Below are 17631 nucleotides of genomic sequence, written 5' to 3'. Positions count from 1 at the left end.
ATGTTGATGATTCAGGTTCGTCGCGCAGCAGGATCCCTGGTGGGGCGTCAGGCGGACGGGGCCGGTTTCCATAATGTTCTGTCCACCGCATGGCGCCATTCCTGCCATCTTTTCTGTAAACGCAGATGGCGCGCCATATCGGGGCGAAATTCGCTGTGTTCGGTTAAGAACGCGCTTAAATCAGTCAGCGTACCGGGATGAATCGCTTTGCGGGCCAGCAGGGCCGCGCCAATCGCCGACAGTTCAGGGACATCGCTGCGCATCACCGGGCAACCCAGCAGATCGGCCTGGTATTGCATCAGCCAGTCATTTTTTGTCGGCCCGCCATCGACCATCAGCGCCGCCAGGTGAAAGTCGTCATGCTGGCGCATGGTAAGCACCACATCAGCAATCTGGTAAGTGATGGATTCCAGCGCGGCGCGAATCAGGTGGGCGCGCTTGACGCCGCGGCTGAGCCCGCAGATAACCCCGCGCGCGCTGTCGTCCCACCAGGGGGCGCCAAGACCGGTTAGCGCGGGGACAAAATAGACGCCCAGCGTGGAATCGACGGAGGCCGGCAGGGTATTGAGCTCGTGGGCCAGTTCGTGCGCGGAGAGCTCGCTTAATCCCGTGCTATCGGCCATCCAGGCCACCGCATCGCCGGTATGGGGGATATTGCCTTCCAGACCATAAATGATGCTGTCGCCATCGTGCCAGGCGATGGTGGTGGCCAGTGCGGCAATATCGCATTGAGCTGACTTCACCGGCGCCATGACCGACGATCCCGTGCCATAAGTGGCCTTAACGCAGCCCAGTTCACCGAGCGCGTGACCAAACAACGCGGCATGTGAATCGCCGACCATCGCCATCACCGGGATGCCGTCAGGAATGGCGGCCAGCCCTCGGGTATAACCGAATAACCCGCTGGAGGGTTTAATCTCAGGCAGCGCGGCGCGAGGGATCTGGAACAGCGCCAGCATTTCGTCATCCCATTGACCGGTATGTAAATTGAGTAACTGTGTCCGCGCGGCGTTGGAATAGTCGCAGCTGAATGCTGCGCCTTGCGTCAGGTTCCACAGCAGCCAGCTATCGATGGTACCGAGGCAAATCTCACCGCGTTCAGCCATCTCCCGGCCTTCCGGCAGCGACTCCAGCAGCCAGCGCATTTTTGAGGCGGAAAACAGCGGGGCAATCGGCAGTCCGGTGGTGGATTTAATCCGGGATTCTTTGCGATCGCGGCGCAGCGCTTCACAGAACCCCGCGCTGCGGGTACATTGCCAGGTGATGGCGGCGTTAATCGGTTTGCCGCTCTGGCGGTACCAGCCGATGGCGGTTTCACGTTGGTTGCTGATGGCTAATGCCGCCACGTTTTCTGCGCCAACGTGGTCGATAGCATTGGCTATTACCGCCAGCGAGGCCTCGACTAACGCCTCTCCGGATTGTTCTACCCAGCCATCGCGCGGTGTCTGGATAGCTAACGGTTGAGAAAACTTCACAATAACGTTGCCACGGCCGTCAAGTACCACCGCTTTGGCGTTGGTGGTACCTTCATCGAGCGCAATGATGAACTCTTTCTGTGTTGCCAGCATTAGATAGTCTCCTGAGTCACACGTCGTCCTGGCGCGAAGGGAAGGGCGAGCATTCCTCGTTATCGCATTGCTGCTTAGCAGGCCATGATGTGACATTTCGTTATCACTTTTTTAATCACTGAATATATATTCGATAGTGATTATTTATTTAATACCTTAGCCAGAAAGTTTCTCTGGGGCCAGAGGGAAAGTTATCAATTGTGCTGGCAATCACACTTATCTGGATCGTGAAATGTGCAGGGGATGCTGAGTGGGTACCGCGCTTAAACTATTTATTAAATTGAAATATAAGCATTTATTTGATGTGCCTTTGCGTCTTCCAGGAGGGCGCAAAGGCATGAGAAAAGATGTTTTAGCGGCGGATCAGGCGGTGACGAGCAGCCTGGCGGTCGGATAATCGGTGATTAAAACGTCAATATAACCGCCGGAGAGGGCGCCCTTGATGGCGGCGACTTTATCGCTACCGCCGGCCAGCGCGACGACATTGGGGCATTTTTTGACTTTCTCCAGCGCCATGCCGATAACAGGATCTTCATCATCACGTAACACCGCCTGCCCGTTTTTATCGTAATAGTGCAGACAAATATCCCCGACGGCACCGCGCTCCGCCAGCACCTGCAGCATATCTTCGTGGTAATAGTTGCCTGATGTTTTGAGCAGCTGCGAAGGTTCAAGAATACCAATCCCGACGATAGCGATATCGACTTCATCAAAACGTGAAATCACATCGGCTACATCCTGGCTGGCAATCAGCCGGTTTTTCTCTTCCACCGAGCCTTCAATACTTTGCGAAGGCAGCAGCCAGGCTTCACAGTTTAGCCGTTGCGCCAGAGTCTGAGTGAGGATCGTTGCCTGCACATTGCCGTTAGGACCCACTCCGCCCAGCAGTTGAATCACGCCGCTGGCTTTCAGGTTCTGCGCGTGAACCTCGTCAACCATAGCCCGAATGGTCGAGCTCCAGGAGGAGACGCCAATCAGATCTTTTGGCCGTAGCCGCGTTTCAAGATAGTGGGCCGCGGCCGAACCGATGGCTCGTTTAAGGGTATGGTCGCTGGCATCCTCTTCGGTGTCCACCACGATGGCCTGCTTTATGCCGTAGCGATCCTCAATGCCTTTTTCGAGATTCAGGAAAATATTCGAGGGCTGCACGACGCTAATTTTGACCACCCCTTCTTTCTGGCAGCGGGTGATGGCGCGGGAGACAAATGACTGAGAAAGCGAGAGAAGTTGAGCAATGTCGGACTGCTTGCGTCCTTCAAGGTAGTAAAGAGTGGCAATCTTAACTAATAGCCGTTGTTCATCCTGCTTAGCCATATATATCCCCGAAAATCATTAACGTGCAGCCATTATGTTAGAGCCTGTAATCATACGCGAAAAAAAAAGACATTTAAGTGTGATGAGACTCTAACTTTTATCAATCCTCTAAAACAGCTATGGACAAAAACAGAACAGTGGTTGCATAATTGAATAAAGAATCATGTGTGAATATATATTCATGATGATTTCAGGTCAACTGAAAAATTATCCAGGCGCAGGTATGCCTGATGGTGAGGAGGCAGAATGTTCCTGAGTCTGGTGCAGCGGCGAAAGCGCTGTGATGCGCTGCCAGGGGATATCTGGTTTTTTTTAGTCCCTTACGGAATAAATATTCCAAGTTGAAATTAAATTCAGAGGTATTAAATGAATCCCTATAACTACGATGTTCAGGCACTTGAGCGTCAGGCTCGTGCGGTACGCCGCCACATTATCAGATTGAACGCCAACAGCCCTGCCGGCGGTCATACCGGCGCCGACCTGTCGCAGGTGGAGCTCTTAACCGCGCTGTATTTTCGTATTTTGAACGTTGCAGCGGACCGCATTGCCGATGAAGGGCGTGACATCTATATCCAGTCGAAAGGTCATGCGGTGGGCTGCTACTACTGCGTGCTGGCCGAGGCGGGATTCTTCCCGGTCGACTGGCTGAGCACCTATCAGCATGCCAACTCCCACCTTCCCGGTCATCCGGTTCGCCAGAAGACGCCGGGCATCGAGCTGAATACCGGGGCTTTAGGGCACGGTTTGCCCGTGGCGGTAGGACTGGCGTTGGCAGCGAAAAAGAGCCACAGCGCCCGCCGCGTCTTCCTCATCACCGGCGATGGTGAACTGGCTGAGGGGAGTAACTGGGAGGCCGCGCTGGCCGCCGCACATTACGGTCTTGATAATCTGATCATTATTAATGACAAAAATAACCTGCAGCTGGCCGGACCAACCCGCGAAATTATGAATACCGATCCGCTTGCCGAAAAATGGCAGGCCTTTGGTATGACCGTGACCGAATGTCAGGGCAATAATATGGCCTCGGTTGTCGCGACGCTTGAAGGATTAAAGCAGGAAGGGAAACCCAACGTCGTTATTGCGAATACCACGAAAGGCGCCGGCATCTCCTTTATCCAGGGGCGTCCGGAATGGCACCACCGGGTGCCGAAAGGTGAGGAGATTGCGCTGGCACTGGAGGAACTGAAAGATGAGTAATGCAGAACACCTGGCAAACGTGATGGTTCAGGCGTTTATCGATGCCGTAGAAAATGGAGTTGATCTGGTGCCTGTTGTCGCCGACTCAACATCAACCGCAAAAATCGCGCCATTTATTAAACATTTCCCTGACCGGCTGGTTAACGTCGGTATTGCCGAGCAAAGCATGGTCGGTATGGCGGCCGGTCTGGCGCTGGGGGGGAAAGTGGCGGTGACCTGCAATGCCGCGCCATTTTTGATTTCCCGCGCCAATGAACAGATCAAAGTCGATGTCTGTTACAACAACACCAACGTCAAATTATTTGGTCTGAATGCGGGAGCCAGCTATGGCCCGTTGGCGAGTACGCACCACGCTATTGATGACCTTGCGGTGATGCGTGGATTCGGCAACATTGAGATTTACGCGCCGTCATCGCCACGGGAATGTCGGCAGATAATCGACTACGCCCTTCATCATCAGGGGCCGGTTTACATCCGTCTCGACGGTAAAGCGCTGCCGGAGCTGTATGCTGAAAACTATCGTTTTGCTCCCGGCGCCGTAAACACGTTGCGTGAAGGCCACGATCTGGCGCTGGTCGCTACCGGTTCGACGGTGCATGAAATTGTCGAGGCCGCCCAAACGCTGGCAGAGTCAGGGATTCAGGCGCAGGTGGTTAGCGTACCTTCGATTCGCCCTTGTGACACCTCAGCGTTACTGGCCGCGCTGAAGGGATGCAACGCGGTGATTACGGTTGAAGAGCATAATGTGAACGGTGGTCTGGGAAGCCTGGTAGCAGAGGTTATGGCGGAGGCAGGTATCGGTATTCCGCTGAAACGGCTGGGTATTCCTGATGGTGAATATGCGGCGGCGGCGGATCGTGGCTGGATGCGTCAGCACCACGGTTTTGATGCCCAGGCTATTATCGCTCTCGCCAAAACGATGTGTTGAGTCAGTATGACGTTTCCCCCGTGCGGCCCTGACCGCGCGGGTTCTTCCTTTACTGCCGGTGTTGCGTTTGGCAAAGCGTGATGACGTAGGGCTCATCCACCATCCAATGCACCTGGAACACCTGCCGCGCAGTCCACAAAGTGATGACCTCGCCCTGAATGTCAGTTATCCGAAAGTGCATAAACCCTGTTCCTGCCTGCTGCGCGAGAGGCAGGGCCTTAAACCCACTCTCTTTGGCCGAAAAAGCCAGGGTCAGAGCCAGTTCGAAGGGCAGTCCGCTCGCCTTCAGCACCCCGCGTTCCGCCGGGCTGATAATACTGCTTTCCAGCTCCTCCGCCAGCGCGAGGGTGAGCACGTTTTCGATGTCGATACCGACCGGTCGGGCGGCGACGACGGCCAGCGCGCGGGTGTCGCAGTGGCTGATGCTGCCAGACCACGGGGCAGGCCACAGCGGCTGCCGCTGGTCACCTGTTCCGGGAACGCCTTTCACGCCCACTGCTTTCAGGGCGCAGGCCGCCGCGATACGCCCGGCAAGATGTTCCATCTGCCGTTTCCGGCCGCAATGTTCGATCTGCGGGTGGTGGGAGAGCCACAGGATATCGTGAGGCGCAAAGGTGGCCGGGTCGAAATCAATCTGATGCAGCCGATGTCCGGCAAAAAGAAAAGTGGAGTGTGTCGTTTGCATAGTGTCATCCTACGTCAGGATGCAGGTGAGGGGATAGCCTGGCGGTTGCCCCGTCAGAAGGCCAAAAAGCCAGGCCGCCCTCCGGGGGGAGAACGGCCTGGTCTTCAGGCGCGTAATCAGAACTGCGTGTTGACGCTCATGTACCAGGTCCGGCCCGATTCGTTATAGGTTTCGGCGCCCGCGCCGTACATATAACCGGTATCGCCGCCGGTGGTCTGGGCATTACCCGCGCGCCAGTGGCGCTTGTCGAAGACGTTATCCACGCCGCCGGTCAGACTGACGTATTTGGTGACGTCCCAGGTCGCGCTCAGACCGAGGATGCTGTACGGGCTCACCTCGTTCTTCTCGCTGCCGGTGACCGGCTGACCTTTGTAGTTATACTTCTTCGGTTCCTGCTTGCCGTACCAGGTGAAGGTCGACTGCACCGAAACATCCTGGTATATCTGCCAGCTCAGCGTTGAGTTCAGCGTATATTCCGGAATAATCGACAGACGGTCGCCGGTCTCTTTGTTCTTACTCTGCAGCATGTAGGTGATATTGTTGGTCCAGTTAACGGTTTCGCTAACCGGGACGTTCAATGTTCCTTCCAGGCCTTCTACTACCGCTTTCGGTACGTTTTCCCACTGGTAAATATCGGTTTTCACTTTACTCGTACCGGTCTGGGAGATCGGTGCATAGCCAGCTTCAATCTTGTTGCGGTAGTCGTTACGGAACCAGGTCACGCCGGCCAGCCAGCCGTCGCGTTTAAACTCAAGGCCGATCTCTTTGTTGATGCTGGTTTCCGCTTTCAGGTCTTCGTTACCCATCATATAGCAACCGGTGCCGGTTATGCTGGCATAACAGCCCTGGCCTTTACTGTACAGAATGTAGTTCGGGTTGGTCTGGTACAGGCTCGGCGCTTTATAGGCGCGGCCGATGCCCATCTTCAGGGTGAAGTCATCCCCGAGCCCCTGAGACAGGTTAAGCGACGGGCTCCAGTTGTTCCCCACAATGCTGTGGTGGTCAAAGCGCAGCGCCGGGGTCAGCATGGTGGAGTCGGTCAGCTCGATGTTGTCTTCAGCAAACAGCGAGAAGATCTCCGCCTGAGAATACGGGCTGCGACCGGTGCTTGTAAAACCCGGAATGTCGCCGCCCATAAAGGTCTGGGTGTTGGAGGCCAGATCCTTCATCCGCTGCTGGTTCCATTCGGTACCCAGCGTCAGGTTCTGATTGACCCACAGGTCGAACGGAACGCTGACTTCACTGTGCAGCATCACGTCGGACAGGTCGATATCAGAGAATTGATCGCTGCTGAAAATCCCTTCCGTGCCCCCGGCCAGGCCTTCGCCTTTACGCGAGTTGCGGGTGTGCTCGTACTGCGCCCAGTTGCTGGTGGTGATGCCGTTATCCCAGCCGCCGTTCCAGGTCACCGAGTAGGTCTGGCGATAGAGACGGTTGGTCTCTTTGCCGTAATTTTTTTTCACCAGATCGTTGGTGTTGGTGTTCTGCGTATCCCCGGCGTACAGGTTGCCCTGGCGGCTGTAGCCCGCCTCAAACTCCAGCGAGTTCATCGGTGCAAAATCCCAGCGTACGACGCCGTTGATATTTTTGTTCTCCACCCCTTCACGGCCGGCCGGTAGCGTATCGGCGTAAATACCGGTACGTTCTGACTGATGGCCCTGGTTGATATCCCAGGCATCGGCCTGGGTTTTATCGAGGTTGCCTAACAGGCGGAAACTGAAGTCGCCGCCCAGCGGGCCGTTCAGGCTGAAGTTGGTGCGTTTGGTGGAGCCTTCATCTTTGTGCTCCGGGGCGTTCATGTAGGTGTTCCATGAACCGTGCCACTCGTTATCACCTTTTTTGGTGATGATATTGACCACGCCGCCCGCGGCGCCGTTGCCGTAGCGTACCGCCGCCGGTCCACGAATGACTTCAATGCGCTCAATCAGCTCCGGTGGGACCCAGTTGGTATCGCCGCGGGTATCGCGCTCGCCGCGCCAGCCCAGGCGGATGGAGTTACGGCTGGTGACCGGTTTGCCATCAATCAGGATCAGGGTATTTTCCGGGCCCATGCCGCGGATATCAATCTGGCGGTTGTTACCGCGCTGGCCGCTGGTAGAGTTGCCGGTCAGGTTAACGCCCGGCATGGTGCGGATAATTTCGGAGACATCGCGAGCGGGGGGACGTTTACGAATTTCCTCGGCGGTGATCGTCGATACGCCCGGCGCCTGCAGGTTTTGTTCGGCGGCAGTAACCACCATCGTCTCTTCGGTAGCCGTTTTTTTACTGTCGAGGGTCTCTTCCGCACACAGCGGGAAGGCGACCCCATAAATTCCCAGATTGACCAGCAAGGTCAAAGATTTGATCTTGTTATTCATTTTACGTCCTGCTTTCCGTTGCCGCATGCCCCTGAAACCCCTTCCCACCGGGAGGGGAGGCGGCAGAAATGTGGTCAGTAGAGGGCGAAGGCATTCCATCGCTGACCAAATGGCCCTTTCTGACATGTGTAATTAGAAGTGACTCTTCCCAAAGCGCGGTAATACGCTATTGCAAATGCAAATAGTTATCAATAATATTATCAATAAAAATTACGTTTATTGAGAAAAATCACGGTAAACATAGGGTTAATGACGGAATGTTAATGACAGGAAGTGATGACTGGTGGCAGGGGATCTCCGGTCCGCAGGCTGAGGCCGTTGGCGATGGCTATCGGGTGACCTTCTGGTGGCGAGATCCGGCGGGCAGCGAAGAGACCTCGTTGACGAAGCGGGTGTGGATTTACATCACCGGCGTCACCGACCATCATCAAAATGCCGTGCCGCAAACCCTGAAGCGCGTGCCCGGTACCGATGCCTGGCAATGGCAAACCACGCTGTCGCCCGCCTGGCGCGGCAGCTACTGCTTTATTCCCTCCGATCGCGATGACGATTTTGCCCCTGAGATTTTCAACGGCGGTAGCCCGGACCGTACGCTGCTGCGGGAAGGCTGGCGCAGACTGCTGCCGCGGGCGATAGCCGATCCGTTAAACCCGCAAAGCTGGAAAGGCGGACGCGGCCACGCGGTTTCGGCGCTGGAGCTGCCGCTGGCGCCGGAACAACCCGGCTGGTCGCTGCGGAATACACCTTATCAACCGCCAGTGTGCATTGAATGGCACAGCGCCCGGCTGGGTAACACGCGGCGGATATGGGTTTACACCACCGGTGAGGCCGTTGCCGCAGAGCGTCCGCTGGCGGTACTGCTTGATGGCCAGTTCTGGGCCGAGAGTATGCCGGTTTGGTCCGCACTGGCCGGGCTGACGCGCGAGGCAAAACTGCCGCCTGCGGTCTATCTGCTGATTGATGTTATCGACAACGAACACCGGAGTCGGGAACTGCCCTGTCACGCCGATTTCTGGCTGGCGGTGCAGGAAGAGCTACTGCCTCGGGTACACCAAATCGCGCCTTTTAGCGACCGCGCCGATCGCACCGTGGTCGCCGGTCAGAGCTTTGGCGGCCTGGCGGCGATGTTTGCCGCGCTGTACTGGCCGCAGCGCTTTGGCTGCGTGCTGAGTCAGTCTGGTTCCTACTGGTGGCCGCATCGCGGCGGCGCGCAAACCGGCCTGCTGATCGAACGCCTGAGCCAGGGCGTGCTCCGCCCCCACGGCCTGCGAATCTGGCTGGAAGCCGGAGAACGTGAGCCGCTTATTTTTCGCGCCAATCAGGCGCTTTTATCACAACTACAGCAGACACAGCAGACGATTTTCTGGCGTCAGGTTGACGGCGGGCACGATGCGCTTTGCTGGCGTGGTGGGCTGACGGCTGGGCTCATCCAGCTCTGGCAGCCGTTGAGCCGCGCGCAATAACAAAGTGCGCTTCAGACTCAACATCCTTCCGTATACCCCGAGGCGCTAGCCAAGGCGAAAGCCGACGGGAGGATGACGAGTAAAGACAGGAGTTTGGTATGCAATTCAGCAACCCCTTCGATAATCCGCAAGGGCAGTTTTACATTTTGCGCAACGAACAACAGCAGTACAGCCTGTGGCCGCACCACTGCGCGCTACCGCAAGGCTGGGTAGTGGAATGCCCGCCGCAGTCCTTAGAGGCGTGCAACGGCTGGCTGGCGGCGAACTGGTCAACCCTTACCCCTGCCCACTATGCAACCTCAAGGAGCCGGACATGAGCACTCGTTTACCGCTGGTCGCGGCGCAGCCTGGGATCTGGATGGCGGAGCGGCTCTCTACGCTGCCCGGCGCATGGAGTGTCGCCCACTATGTCGAGCTGCGTGGCAATCTGGACCCGGCGCTGCTGGGACGGGCGATCGTCACTGGTCTGGCGCAGGCCGACACGCTCAGTATGCGCTTTTGCGAAGATAACGGCGAAGCCTGGCAATGGGTCGATGAGCACCGCGCTTTTGCCGAACCTGACTATTGCGATCTGCGCGAGGCGCGCGATCCGCACGACGCCGCGCTGGCGTTAATGCAGGCCGACCTCGGGCAGAATTTACGCGTGGATGGCGGTAATCCGCTGGTTTGTCACCAGCTGCTGCGCGTGGCGGATGACTGCTGGTATTGGTATCAGCGTTATCATCATTTACTGGTCGATGGCTTCAGTTTCCCCGCTATTACCCGCCAGATCGCGGCGATTTATCGCGCCTGGCAACGTGGGGAGGCGACGCCGGCGTCACCGTTTACCCCTTTCGCTGAGGTTGTTGAAGAGTATCAGCGCTACTACGGCAGCGAGGCCTGGCAGCGCGATAAAGCGTTCTGGATGGCGCAACGCAACGCCCTGCCGTCACCGGCATCGCTCTCTGCGGCACCGCTGGCGGGGCGGGCGACCAGTACCGATATCTGGCGCCTGAAGCTGGATCTGGATGCCGGCCTGTTCAGCCGCCTGGCCGCCGGCGCACCGCAGTGTCAGCGAGCCGATCTGGCGCTGGCGCTAACCACCCTGTGGCTCGGCCGTTTATGCAACCGCATGGACTATGCTGCGGGCTTTATCTTTATGCGGCGGATGGGCTCGGCGGCATTGACCGCAACCGGCCCGGTACTGAACGTCCTGCCGCTGGCGATACATATCGATGGGCAAGAGACCCTGGCGGAGCTGGCGTTGCGTCTCAGCGCCCAGCTGAAAAAGATGCGTCGCCACCAGCGTTACGACGCCGAACAAATCGTGCGCGATAGCGGCAAAGCGGCGGGCGATGAGCCGCTGTTTGGCCCGGTGCTCAATGTTAAAGTTTTTGATTATGTTCTGGATATTGACGGTATCGAGGCGGTGACCCACACCCTGGCGACCGGCCCGGTGAACGATCTTGAACTGGCGCTGTTTCCGGATGAGTCCGGCGGACTGTCGCTGGAAGTGCTGGCGAACAAAGCGCGCTACGACCAGACCACGTTGCGCGCGCACGTGGCGCGTTTATCCGCGCTGCTGACCCAGTTTGCCGCCGATCCGGCGCTACGCTGCGCAGAGGCCAATCTGCTCTCGGCCGACGAGACGGCGCAGTTGGCGCAGGTCAATGATACCGGCGTGGCGCTGCCGACGACGACGCTCAGTGCCCTGGTGGCGGAACAGGCGGCGAAAACGCCAGATGCCCCGGCGCTGGCGGATGCCACCCGGCAGTTCAGCTATCGGGAAATGCGTCAGCAGGTGGTGGCGCTGGCCCGGCTGCTGCGTGAACGCGGCGTCAAGCCCGGCGACAGCGTGGCGGTGGCGTTGCCGCGTTCGGTGTTCCTCACCCTCGCGCTGCACGGCATCGTTGAGGCCGGCGCGGCCTGGCTGCCGCTGGATACCGGGTATCCGGACGACCGCCTGCGTATGATGCTGGAGGACGCGCGTCCTACGCTGCTGATTACGGCAGAAGATCAGCTGGCCCGCTTTAGCGATATCCCGGGTCTTGAAACCCTGTGTTATCAGCAGCCGCTTGCGGCGGATGATGATACTCCGCTGGCGCTCTCACAGCCGGAGCATACGGCGTACATCATCTTTACCTCCGGCTCCACCGGACGCCCGAAAGGGGTGATGGTCGGGCAAACTGCGATCGTTAACCGACTGCTGTGGATGCAAAATCACTATCCGCTTACTGCCGGGGATGTGGTGGCGCAGAAAACGCCGTGCAGCTTTGATGTGTCGGTATGGGAATTCTGGTGGCCATTTATCACCGGCGCGCAGCTGGTGATGGCCGAGCCGGAAGCCCATCGCGACCCGCAGGCGATGCAGCAGTTCTTTGCCCGCTACGGAGTGACCACCACCCACTTTGTGCCATCAATGCTGGCGGCGTTCGTGGCTTCGCTGGATGCTGAAAACGTGACGACCTGCCGGACGCTGAAGCGCGTCTTCTGCAGCGGGGAAGCACTGCCAACCGACCTGTGCCGCGAGTGGGAAGCGTTGACCGGCGCGCCGCTGCATAACCTCTATGGCCCGACCGAGGCGGCGGTGGATGTGAGCTGGTATCCGGCCTGCGGGACGGAGCTGGCGGCGGTCACCGGCAACAGCGTGCCGATTGGCTGGCCGGTATGGAATACCGGGCTGCGTATTCTCGATGCCACTCTGCGGCCGGTTCCGCCGGGCGTCGCCGGGGATTTATATCTGACCGGCATTCAGTTAGCTCAGGGGTATCTGGGCCGCCCGGATCTGACCGCTTCGCGCTTCATTGCCGACCCGTTTGCCGCCGGTGAACGGATGTACCGCACCGGCGACGTGGCGCGCTGGCTGGATAACGGCGCGGTGGAGTACCTTGGGCGTAGCGATGACCAGCTGAAAATTCGCGGACAGCGTATTGAGCTGGGCGAAATCGACCGCGTCATGTCTGCGCTACCGGACGTTTCCCTGGCGGTAACCAACGCCTGCGTTTTCAATCAGGCGGCGGCGACCGGCGGCGATGCCCGCCAGCTGGTTGGCTACCTGGTGTCAGAGTCCGGCCTGCCGCTGGATACGACAGCGCTGAAAACGCGCCTCGCCGAACAGCTGCCGCCGCACATGGTGCCGGTGGTGCTGATTCAGCTAGCGGAACTGCCGCTGAGCGCCAACGGCAAACTGGATCGCAAAGCGCTGCCGCTGCCGACGTTGGGCAGTGAACGCAGCGGACGAGCGCCGGAGGCGGGAATGGAAACGACGGTCGCAGAGGCGTTCAGTCGGCTGCTGGGCTGTGAAGTGAACGACATTGAAGCCGATTTCTTCGCCCTCGGCGGTCATTCTCTGCTGGCGATGCGCCTGGCGGCGCAGCTCAGCCGCGAGCTGGGACGTCAGGTGACGCCCGGGCAGGTGATGGTGGCCTCGACGGTGGGGAAACTGAGCGCGCTGCTGGCGTCCGATCTCAGCGATGAGCAGGCGCAGCGCCTGGGCTTTGATGCGATTCTGCCGCTGCGCGTCGGCGACGGACCAACGCTGTTCTGTTTCCATCCGGCATCCGGTTTTGCCTGGCAGTTCAGCGTGCTGGCCCGCTATCTTAGCCCGCGCTGGTCGATTACCGGCATTCAGTCTCCGCGACCGGAAGGGCCGATGATGAGCGCGGCAAATCTCGATGAAGTGTGCGAGCAGCACCTGCAGACCTTGCTGGCGCAGCAGCCGCACGGGCCCTATTACCTGTTTGGCTATTCCCTCGGCGGGACGCTGGCACAGGGCATTGCTGCCCGCTTACGCCAGCGCGGCGAAGCGGTGGCGTTCCTGGGCTTGCTGGACACCTGGCCGCCGGAGACGCAGAACTGGGCGGAGAAAGAGGCTAACGGTCTGGACCCGGAAGTGCTGGCCGAGATTGCACGTGAACGAGAAGCCTTCCTGGCTGCCCAGCAGGGACAGGCTTCCGGTGAACTGTTCCGTGTCATTGAGGGCAACTATGCCGATGCGGTACGCCTGCTGACCACCGCGCATAGCGCGAAGTTTGATGGCAAAGCGACGCTGTTTGTGGCGGAGAAAACGCGCCAGGCGGGGATGGATCCGCAGGCGGCGTGGGGCCCCTGGGTGGGGGAACTGGAGGTCTTCAGCCAGAACTGCGCCCACGTGGATATTATCTCCCCGCAGGCCTTCGAATCAATTGGTCCGGTCGTACGGGAGATTCTGGGGTAGCCCGGAGGGTATTGCCGGGTGGCGGCTGCCGCCTGACCCGGCCTACGGAGCGTTGCAGCACCCGCGCAAGGATGCAGAACGGTAGGCCCGGTAAGCGCAGCGCCACCGGGCGAAGCCTTGATGATCCGGTCGTACGGGAGATTCTGGGGTAGCCCGGAGGATATTGCCGGGCGGCGGCTGCCGCCTGACCCGGCCTACGGAGCGGTGCAGAGCCTGCGCAAGGATGCAGGACGGTAGGCCCGGTAAGCGCAGCGCCACCGGGCGAAGCCTCGATGCTCCGGTCGTGCGGGAGATTCTGGGTGAGCCCGGAGGGTATTGCCGGGCGGCGGCTACCGCCTGACCCGGCCTACGGAGCGGTGCAGAGCCTGCGCAAGGATGCAGGACGGTAGGCCCGGTAAGCGCAGCGCCACCGGGCGAAGCCTCGATGCTCCGGTCGTACGGGAGATTCTCGGGTAGCCCGGAGGATATTGCCGGGTGGCGGCTGCCGCCTGACCCGGCCTACGGAGCGTAGCAGAGCCTGCGCAAGGATGCAGACGGCAGGCCCGGTAAGCGCAGCGCCACCGGGCGAAGCCTCGATGCTCCGGTCGTGCGGGAGATTCTGGGTGAGCCCGGAGGGTATTGCCGGGCGGCGGCTGCCGCCTGACCCGGCCTACGGAGCGGTGCAGAGCCTGCGCAAGGATGCAGGACGGTAGGCCCGGTAAGCGCAGCGCCACCGGGCGAAGCCTCGATGCTCCGGTCGTACGGGAGATTCTCGGGTAGCCCGGAGGATATTGCCGGGCGGCGGCTGCCGCCTGACCCGGCCTACGGAGCGGTGCAGCACCCGCGCAAGGATGCAGGACGGTAGGCCCGGTAAGCGCAGCGCCACCGGGCGAAGCCTTGATGATCCGGTCGTGCGGGAGATTCTGGGTGAGCCCGGAGGATATTGCCGGGCGGCGGCTGCCGCCTGACCCGGCCTACGGAGCGGTGCAGAGTCTGCGCAAGGATGCAGGACGGTAGGCCCGGTAAGCGTTGCGCCACCGGGCGGATCTTCAAGCGGGAGGCGTTACCGGCGCCCCAGCGGTACGACCAGCGGTGTATGGGCGACCGGATCGTCAATGATCATGCAGCGCAGGCCGTAAATCTGCTCGATCAATTCGGCGGTGACAATCTCTTTCGGCGCCCCCTCGGCAATGATTTTACCCTCGCGCAAGGCAATCAGATGCGTTGCGTAGCGGCAGGCCTGGTTGAGGTCGTGCAGTACCGCCGCGAGGGTATACCCCTTTTCGCGGTTGAGCTCGCTCAGCAGCTCCAGCAGATCGATTTGATGGCTGATATCCAGCCAGGTGGTGGGTTCGTCGAGCAGCATAATGGCCGTTTCCTGCGCCAGCACCATCGCAATCCAGGCCCGCTGCCGTTGGCCGCCGGAGAGCGTATCGACGCTTTGTCGTGCCAGGTCGGTTATTCCGGTCGCCCTCATGGCGCTGTTGACCGCGTCATCATCCTCTTTACGCCAGCGGGTAAACAGCGGCTGATGCGGATAGCGGCCGCGCGCCACCAGCTCCTGAACGGTAATATCCCCCGGCGTAGTGGCATTTTGCGCCAGCAGACCGATGCGCTTCGCCACCTCTTTGCTGGCATAGCGCTGGATCTGCTCACCGTCGAGATAAACATGGCCGCTGGCCGGCGTCATCAGGCGACTCAGGGTACGCAGCAGCGTCGATTTCCCGCAGCCGTTAGGGCCAATGATCGCGGTGAAATGGCCGTCAGGAATGGTCACATTCAGCGATTCGGCGATGGTCTTTTTGCCGTACGCCAGGGTTAGCTGGTCGCCGCGCAAACGGGTCGTTTCGGCGGTCATTTTTTGCGGGACTCCTGAATTAACAGCGCGATGAGATAGATACCGCCGAGGCTGACGGTCACCACTCCCACCGGTAATTGATAGGGCATAAACAGGCGCTGGGCGCTGTAGTCAGCCAGCGCCAGCAGCAGCGCGCCGCAGAGCGCCGATTGGGTTAGCCCCCAGCGCGCGGTGCCGCTCAGGCGACGGGCGATATGCGGCGCGACCAGGGCGATAAACGAGATCGGTCCGGCTAACGCGGTGGCAGCGGCGGTCAGCACCACGCCCACCAGCATCATCAGCAGGCGCGAACGTTCTACCCGCACGCCGAGCGCGCAGGCGGTATCGTCGCCCATCTCCAGCAGGCGCATGCGCCGCGCCAGCAGCGCCGCCGTGACCAGCATCAGCACAATCAGCGGCGCCGAGGGCCAGGTTTTGCTCCAGGTCAGGCCATTGAGCGAGCCGGCATTCCATAGTCCGGCAGAGAGAGCGGTCTCCAGCGAGGCGCGCAGCAGCAGCCAGGTATTGAAGGCCACCAGCATGGCGCGAACGCCGATGCCGATAATAATCAGGCGGAAAGTTTCGATGCCGTTGCGCCAGGCCAGCAGCCACACCACCAGCGCGGTCAACACGCCGCCGGCCATCGCCGCCAGCGCAATCGCCGCCAGGTTCTGGCCGAACATCACCATCGCTACCAGCACGCCGCTCCAGGCGCCGGTGTTGAAGCCCATCACGTCCGGGCTGCCCAGCGGGTTACGCATCAGCGACTGAAAAATGGCGCCGCTGACGCCAAGCCCCGCACCGATCAGCAGGGCCATCAGCACCCGCGGCAGTCGCCATTCGGTGACCACCATAGTGATGTTACGCGGCGCATCGCCCAGCAGAGCGGAAAGCACCTGCTCGACGCTTAACGGCACCAGCCCGCTGCCGAGACCCCAGAGGGAGACCAGCAGGCTGGCGGCCAGCAGAAGCAGACAGCTGAGCAGCAGCCGGCGGGAAGGGGCGATCATATTGCACCTCCGCGCGGCTGACGGCGCACCAGCCAAATCAGTACCGGCGCGCCGATAAAGGCGCTGACTACCGAGACTCGCAGTTCACCGGGGACCAACAGGCGGCCCAATACATCGGCAAACAGCAGCAGGGCAGGGGTTGCCAGTAAGGTGACCGGCAACGACCAGCGATGGTCAGCGCCCACCAGCCAGCGCGACATATGCGGCATCATCAGGCCGATAAAAGCGATGGGGCCAACGACCGCCGTGGCGCTACCGCAAAGCACGGTAATCGCCAGCAGGCCGATGACCTGAGTGCGGGCCACCCGGCTGCCGAGCGCGGTGGCGGTATCGTTGCCGAGACTCAGACTGTTCAACGCCCGGCTTAACAGCAGCGTCACGACGGCGGCAATCACCACCGGCAGGAGGACGATTTTCAGCGTCTGCAGAGTGCGAATATCCAGCGAGCCGGCCTGCCAGAAACGTAGCTGGTCATAGACATCAGGATTGAGGAGCGCAATCCCGTTGGAGAGCCCTTCCAGCACGGCCGCCAGCGCCACGCCGGCTAGCGTCAGACGTACCGGGCTGAGCTGACCGCCGCCCTGACTGCCGGTAAAGGCCACCAGCAGCGAGGCGCCAAACGCGCCGCAAAACGACATCAGCAGCTGTTCCTGCGGGGAGTGGATGCCAAATAGCGCGGCACCCAGCACAATTGCGAAGCTGGCGCCGGAGTTCACGCCGAGAATGCCGGGGTCGGCAAGGGGATTACGCGTCAGAGTCTGCATCAGCGATCCTGCCAGGCCCAGCGCGGCGCCGGCCAGCAGTCCCGCCAGGGTTCGCGGCAGCCGGGCGTCCAGCACGATCGTGCAGTCGGCACTCTGACAGGTAGCGGAAAAAGCATCCACGACGACGCTCACTGGAAGAGGTTTGGCGCCAATCAGCAGGCTGAGAGCGATAGCAAAGGCTAAAACGAGTAACAGACCCGGTACGGCAACGGCGCGCACCGTGGTCGTAGAAAACGACATAATTCACATCCCTGACATGATAATGATAGTAATTATCGTTATCGATTCTGTTCAGTTATGTTAGCATGGCGGCCCACAAGAATGGTATACGCAA

Annotated in this window: 12 protein-coding genes; 5 read left to right on the top strand and 7 right to left on the bottom strand. The window is 60.0% G+C overall.

Annotated elements, in window-relative coordinates:
* Nucleotides 1-47: 47 nt before the first annotated feature.
* Nucleotides 48-1568 carry an FGGY family carbohydrate kinase gene (locus tag DSD31_RS18645; RefSeq protein WP_032716850.1) on the bottom strand — a complete coding sequence of 507 codons (1521 nt, stop codon included), beginning with the start codon at nucleotides 1566-1568 and terminating at the stop codon, nucleotides 48-50.
* 363 nt (nucleotides 1569-1931) lie between these two features.
* Nucleotides 1932-2882, bottom strand: coding sequence for a sugar-binding transcriptional regulator (locus DSD31_RS18640; protein WP_004859320.1), 951 nt, complete (start codon nucleotides 2880-2882; stop codon nucleotides 1932-1934).
* 366 nt (nucleotides 2883-3248) lie between these two features.
* Between DSD31_RS18640 and DSD31_RS18635 the strand changes: the two genes are divergently transcribed.
* Both DSD31_RS18635 and DSD31_RS18630 read left to right on the top strand, forming a co-directional pair.
* On the top strand, nucleotides 3249-4079 hold the full coding sequence (locus DSD31_RS18635) for a transketolase (protein ID WP_004859323.1): 831 nt from the start codon (nucleotides 3249-3251) through the stop codon (nucleotides 4077-4079).
* The gene (locus DSD31_RS18630) at nucleotides 4072-5007 is read left to right on the top strand and encodes a transketolase family protein (RefSeq protein WP_004859326.1); all 936 of its coding nucleotides are present in this window, start codon (nucleotides 4072-4074) and stop codon (nucleotides 5005-5007) included. The genes DSD31_RS18635 and DSD31_RS18630 overlap by 8 nt, the downstream gene beginning before the upstream one ends.
* Nucleotides 5008-5056: 49 nt before the next feature.
* Here DSD31_RS18630 and entD read toward each other — a convergent pair whose 3' ends face one another.
* Together entD and DSD31_RS18620 are read right to left on the bottom strand one after the other, a co-directional pair.
* Nucleotides 5057-5692, bottom strand: coding sequence for an enterobactin synthase subunit EntD (gene entD / locus DSD31_RS18625; RefSeq protein ID WP_015584931.1), 636 nt, complete (start codon nucleotides 5690-5692; stop codon nucleotides 5057-5059).
* A 116-nt stretch (nucleotides 5693-5808) separates the two neighbouring features.
* The gene (locus tag DSD31_RS18620; protein ID WP_064357278.1) at nucleotides 5809-8049 is read right to left on the bottom strand and encodes a TonB-dependent siderophore receptor; all 2241 of its coding nucleotides are present in this window, start codon (nucleotides 8047-8049) and stop codon (nucleotides 5809-5811) included.
* Nucleotides 8050-8306: 257 nt separating this feature from the next.
* On the opposite strand from DSD31_RS18620, the gene fes reads away from it, so the two are divergent.
* The 3 genes from fes (at nucleotide 8307) to entF (ending at nucleotide 13707) form a co-directional block, all read left to right on the top strand.
* Nucleotides 8307-9512 carry an enterochelin esterase gene (gene fes, locus DSD31_RS18615; RefSeq protein ID WP_032716854.1) on the top strand — a complete coding sequence of 402 codons (1206 nt, stop codon included), beginning with the start codon at nucleotides 8307-8309 and terminating at the stop codon, nucleotides 9510-9512.
* A 98-nt stretch (nucleotides 9513-9610) separates the two neighbouring features.
* Complete coding sequence (locus DSD31_RS18610; RefSeq protein WP_004859340.1) at nucleotides 9611-9829, top strand: MbtH family protein; 219 nt, start codon at nucleotides 9611-9613, stop codon at nucleotides 9827-9829.
* The gene (gene entF / locus DSD31_RS18605) at nucleotides 9826-13707 is read left to right on the top strand and encodes an enterobactin non-ribosomal peptide synthetase EntF (RefSeq protein WP_113991240.1); all 3882 of its coding nucleotides are present in this window, start codon (nucleotides 9826-9828) and stop codon (nucleotides 13705-13707) included. Before DSD31_RS18610 ends, entF begins: the two co-directional genes overlap by 4 nt.
* Nucleotides 13708-14749: 1042 nt before the next feature.
* On the opposite strand, the gene fepC is transcribed toward entF, so the two are convergent.
* From fepC to fepD, 3 genes are read right to left on the bottom strand one after another with little or no spacing between them, the layout of a single operon-like run.
* A complete protein-coding gene (gene fepC / locus DSD31_RS18585; RefSeq protein ID WP_004859346.1) occupies nucleotides 14750-15544 on the bottom strand; it encodes an iron-enterobactin ABC transporter ATP-binding protein in 795 nt (264 codons plus the stop codon).
* Nucleotides 15541-16533: an iron-enterobactin ABC transporter permease gene (gene fepG, locus DSD31_RS18580; protein ID WP_113991239.1), complete on the bottom strand. Its 993-nt coding sequence runs from the start codon at nucleotides 16531-16533 to the stop codon at nucleotides 15541-15543. Before fepG ends, fepC begins: the two co-directional genes overlap by 4 nt.
* On the bottom strand, nucleotides 16530-17537 hold the full coding sequence (fepD, locus tag DSD31_RS18575; protein WP_015584924.1) for a Fe(3+)-siderophore ABC transporter permease: 1008 nt from the start codon (nucleotides 17535-17537) through the stop codon (nucleotides 16530-16532). The genes fepG and fepD overlap by 4 nt, the downstream gene beginning before the upstream one ends.
* Nucleotides 17538-17631: the final 94 nt, after the last annotated feature.

The organism is Klebsiella sp. X13, from assembly GCF_003323835.1.
Classification (GTDB): domain Bacteria; phylum Pseudomonadota; class Gammaproteobacteria; order Enterobacterales; family Enterobacteriaceae; genus Klebsiella; species Klebsiella ornithinolytica.
This window is presented reverse-complemented; position numbering and strand designations above follow the sequence as displayed.